The organism is Gordonibacter sp. (genome assembly GCF_036667095.1).
GTDB lineage: Bacteria > Actinomycetota > Coriobacteriia > Coriobacteriales > Eggerthellaceae > Gordonibacter.
The window spans coordinates 1,600-5,449 of record NZ_JAVWUP010000167.1; the positions used below are offsets into that span (position 1 = coordinate 1,600).

Annotated in this window: 5 protein-coding genes and 1 tRNA gene; 2 read left to right on the top strand and 4 right to left on the bottom strand. The window is 62.7% G+C overall.

The window, feature by feature from the left end:
- Positions 1–103: 103 nt before the first annotated feature.
- From RR842_RS11540 to murI, 3 genes are all read right to left on the bottom strand, one after another.
- Positions 104–180 (bottom strand) — tRNA-Pro (locus tag RR842_RS11540).
- A gap of 59 nt (positions 181–239) precedes the next feature.
- Entirely contained in the window at positions 240–890 is a 651-nt protein-coding gene (gene rdgB / locus RR842_RS11545; RefSeq protein WP_332518601.1) for an RdgB/HAM1 family non-canonical purine NTP pyrophosphatase, read from the bottom strand.
- Between the two features lie 25 nt (positions 891–915).
- Entirely contained in the window at positions 916–1,791 is an 876-nt protein-coding gene (murI, locus tag RR842_RS11550) for a glutamate racemase (protein ID WP_332514442.1), read from the bottom strand.
- Positions 1,792–1,958: 167 nt separating this feature from the next.
- Here murI and RR842_RS11555 point away from each other — a divergent pair, with 167 nt between their 5' ends.
- Complete coding sequence (locus RR842_RS11555) at positions 1,959–2,588, top strand: flavodoxin family protein (RefSeq protein WP_332514440.1); 630 nt, start codon at positions 1,959–1,961, stop codon at positions 2,586–2,588.
- A gap of 248 nt (positions 2,589–2,836) precedes the next feature.
- Here the strand turns inward: RR842_RS11555 and RR842_RS11560 are convergent, their stop codons facing one another.
- Positions 2,837–3,349, bottom strand: a complete 513-nt coding sequence (locus RR842_RS11560; RefSeq protein ID WP_332554393.1) for a peptide chain release factor-like protein — start codon at positions 3,347–3,349, stop codon at positions 2,837–2,839.
- Between RR842_RS11560 and RR842_RS11565 the strand changes: the two genes are divergently transcribed.
- Complete coding sequence (locus RR842_RS11565) at positions 3,315–3,800, top strand: aminoacyl-tRNA deacylase (RefSeq protein WP_332729812.1); 486 nt, start codon at positions 3,315–3,317, stop codon at positions 3,798–3,800. The two genes, RR842_RS11560 and RR842_RS11565, sit on opposite strands and share 35 nt — an antisense overlap.
- Positions 3,801–3,850 lie beyond the last annotated feature (50 nt).

The window sequence follows — 3,850 nt, forward strand, 5'->3', positions numbered from 1 at the left end:
CAGAGCGGTAGGGCGGACTTTCCCACGGCAAAACCGCAGCACAAGGCGATGAGACGAAGGAAAGTGCGAGAGGACCCTTCCAGGTCCTCTCGAAAAGTTCAAATGGTCGGGGTGACAGGATTCGAACCTGCGACATCCTGCTCCCAAAGCAGGCGCGCTACCAAGCTGCGCTACACCCCGATGCCTGAATCAGCAACGGGTATTATAGCAGAAGCATCGCCGCTGCGACGACAGCTTCGTCAGATGTCGTCGGAATCCCCAACGCCGGCGCCGGCGCGAGCACGGTCACCTTCGTCGCCCTCCAGCGCTGCGCGCAGGGCACGCAGGGCGTTGCCGCGGTGCGAGACGGCGTTCTTGTCCGCCTGGCTCACCTCGGCAAGCGTGCGGCCGCCCCCGAACACGTCGGGCAGGAACAGGGGGTCGTAGCCGAAGCCCTCGCTTCCCCGCTCCTCATGACCAATGCAGCCCTCGATCGTGCCCGTGGCAACCCGCTCTGAGCCGTCCTCGTCGACGAACACGAGCGTGCTGGCGAATCGGGCGGTGCGCGCCTCATCGGGAACGTCGGCCAGGACCGCAAGCAGCTTCGCGTTGTTGGCGGCATCGTCGCAAGGCTCGCCGGCGTAGCGGGCCGAATGTACCCCGGGCGCACCGTCCAGCGCATCCACTACCAAGCCGGAATCGTCCGCAAGCGCAGCCAAGCCGCCCGACGCCTCATGGGCCGCACGGGCTTTGATGCGCGCATTGCCTTCAAACGAGTCAGCATCTTCGGCCGGATCTGATTCGATGCCCAGCTCGCGCAGCGTGCGAAACTCCCAACCAGGAAAATCCAACGCCGTGGCTATCTCGGACACCTTATGGGCATTGTTCGTTGCCAGGACTACCGTCTTCATCGTTCTCCCCTTCGCTTTTGTGCGATCATGCGAGGTCGACATGAGCAAGGCTGTTAATGGGCATGCGGAACACGCGGCTTCCGAAGCCCCGGAACTCCTCCACGTCGTCGCCCGTCGTGAAGAAGTCGTAGCAGGGCACGTGGCCTGTCTGGGCAGAGGCGCCGTGTCGCCCGAGGATTTCGGCCACGTCCCGTGCGGCTTCCTGCGCCGAGGAAATCAATACCACCTCGCGGCCGACCACGCTGCCGATAAGCGCTTTGAGTAGCGGAAAGTGGGTGCAACCCAGGACGAGGGTGTCTATTTCGCAACGCCGCAGCGGCTCCAGGTACTCGCGGGCTATCTCCTCGAACGCCGGCCGGATATACACCTTCGACACCAACGAGGTGAAGTCCTCGATAGGGCCGTCGGCCATGCGCAGGCCCTGCTCGGCGATCTCCACGAAACGCGGCGTAGCCGTGGAGAACACGGTGATGCCCGCATCCAGATGACGTATGGCTTTGGTGTAGGCATCCGATTCGACGGTGCCCTTCGTGGCGATGACGCCCACGCGGCGGTTTCTCGTAGCGTGTGCCGCCGCCCGCGCACCCGGCTCCACCACGCCGATAACCGGCACGGGAAAGGTGCGTTGCGCATGCGCCAGCCCCGCAGCTGTCGCCGTATTACAGGCGATGACCAGCATCTTTACTCCACGCTCGACCAGCCAGCCGCCGATCTGCTGTACGAACCCGTCCACTTCATCCAAGCTGCGCGGCCCATAGGGGCAGCGCGCCGAGTCGCCCATGTATACAATGGACTCGTCCGGCAGCGCCTTCGCTATCTCGCGCGCCACGGTAAGCCCGCCGAATCCCGAATCGAACACGCCGATAGGCGCATTGTCGAACGGAGCGGAAACCAGGAGCATTCGAGATGCCACAGAGTCGGAAGATGTCAGCGAAATATCATCCATGCCGTCCAGTATAGCGCAGGGAAATACCTTGTTGCCATCTTGTTGTGCTACCCTACCATACGAACATCTTGGGCACCGCACCTGTTCGCGGAGCCGCTGAAACAGACGAGAATCGAGGCGTTATGAACGTATTGTTGATCAACGGAAGTTCGAACGAAAAACGGTGCACCTACACGGCCCTTGCCGAAGTAGCAAGCGCATTGCAGGCAGAAGGCGTGGAAACGGAGATCGCCTGGATCGGTCGCGACCCCGTGCGCGGCTGCATTGGCTGCGGCGGATGCGCGAAGCGCGGCGATGCCCGCTGCATCTTCGACGACGATGTGGTGAACGGGCTTATCGCCAAGGCCGAGGCTGCCGACGGCATCATCGTAGGTACGCCGGTGTACTACGCCGGCGCTAACGGGGCCCTCCTGGCCGTGCTCGACCGCCTGTTCTATGCTGCCTCGGCACGCTTGCGCTTCAAGCCCGCCGCGGGCGTGGCTTCGGCGCGACGCGCAGGCACCACACCCGCCATCGACCAGATAAACAAGTACTTCCAGATAAGCTGCATGCCGCTGGTCTCGTCGAACTATTGGCCCATGGTCCACGGCAAGAGCGCCGACGATGTGCGTCAGGACGAAGAGGGCCTGCAGATCATGCGTGTGCTGGGCCGGAACATGGCCTGGATGCTGCGCTCCCTAGAGGCCGCCCGCGCGCACGGCGTTACCACCCCCGAAGTGGAACCGAAGGTCATGACGAACTTCATCCGTTAAGGAAAGCCACGAGCGCGGCGGAAGGCCGCTTTCAATCCCCGCCCCTGTAGCATTTTTCTCAAGCATCTGCCACAGGAAGCGGCCTAAGCGCTCATGGACGTATGGCTGCCCTAGACACCGCAAATGCCGACTATCATCACAGCCGTCGGCATTTGCCCTCGTACACGGTTGCGCTGCCTGCTTGTCGAGCAGCGCGACCTCTGCTCGACAAGCCCCGCCCCACCCGTACGCCAAGCCAATCCGGCTCCCTATTCGTCGATACGGCGACGCTGCACCTTCACCTGCGCCCGAAGGTGCTTGTGATCGAGCCTGCGCTGCCGGGCGGCGCGGCTGGGGCGAGTGGCATGGCGGACTTTGGGAGGCACCGCCCGCTCGACGAACTCTTGGCGCAGCTTCTGTAGGCAGAGTTGCCGGTTGCGAAACTGGCTGCGCGACTCCCGGCTGGTCACCGTGATTCCCGTAGGCAGGTGGGTCATCCGCACGGCAGAATCGGTGGTGTTCACGCACTGCCCGCCCGGCCCGCTTGCCCGAAACGCCTCGGCTTCGCAGTCGCGAGCCACCTCTTCGGCGGACTGCCGCGCGTAACGTGCGTAATCCCGGTATGTCAGATGCTCGTTATCCATGGTTTCATGATATCGTAGGCAACGCGCGAGCGCGAGAGCGCATCCTCGCAGATGCCTGCAACAGCGTCGAAACCATCTCTCATCTCGATCCGAAAGACCAGCCATGCCCAAGGAACGCGACCACAAGACGAACGCCATGCGCGTGCTGGACGCAAGCAACCTTCCCTACCAGGCGCGGTTCTTCGACTGCCCCGAAGCGCTGTCGGGCGTGGAAGTGGCACGTCTGCTGGGCCTCGACCAAGACCGGGTGTTCAAGACCCTGGTTACGCTTGGCAAATCAGGCGAGCACTATGTGTTCATGATTCCCGTAGCATGCGAGCTCGACCTGAAGAAAGCAGCGATTGCCACCGGCGAGAAATCTATCGCCCTGATCAAATCGAGGGAGCTGCTTCCCTTAACTGGCTATGTGCACGGCGGTTGCTCACCTATCGCCATGACGAGACCGTTTGCCACCGCTATCGACGAAACGGCGGAACTGTTCGAACGCATCGTTTTCTCGGGCGGGCGCATCGGTTGCCAGATCGAGATATCCCTTGAGGACTTGGAGCGCGTCGTGCCGCTCACGCATGCCGACCTGACAGTTGTGTAGCCGCCGCGCACGGCGCAAGACATCATCGCCACCCGCTTTTACCTGCCAAA

What these genes read in the sequence shown, in the direction of transcription:
- rdgB (WP_332518601.1), bottom strand. Translation starts at nt 890, where the DNA reads ATGAAGACGGTAGTCCTGGCAACGAACAATGCCCATAAGGTGTCCGAG.
- murI (WP_332514442.1), bottom strand. Translation starts at nt 1,791, where the DNA reads ATGCTCCTGGTTTCCGCTCCGTTCGACAATGCGCCTATCGGCGTGTTC.
- RR842_RS11555 (WP_332514440.1), top strand. Translation starts at nt 1,959, where the DNA reads ATGAACGTATTGTTGATCAACGGAAGTTCGAACGAAAAACGGTGCACC.
- RR842_RS11565 (WP_332729812.1), top strand. Translation starts at nt 3,315, where the DNA reads ATGCCCAAGGAACGCGACCACAAGACGAACGCCATGCGCGTGCTGGAC.
- RR842_RS11560 (WP_332554393.1), bottom strand. Translation starts at nt 3,349, where the DNA reads ATGGCGTTCGTCTTGTGGTCGCGTTCCTTGGGCATGGCTGGTCTTTCG.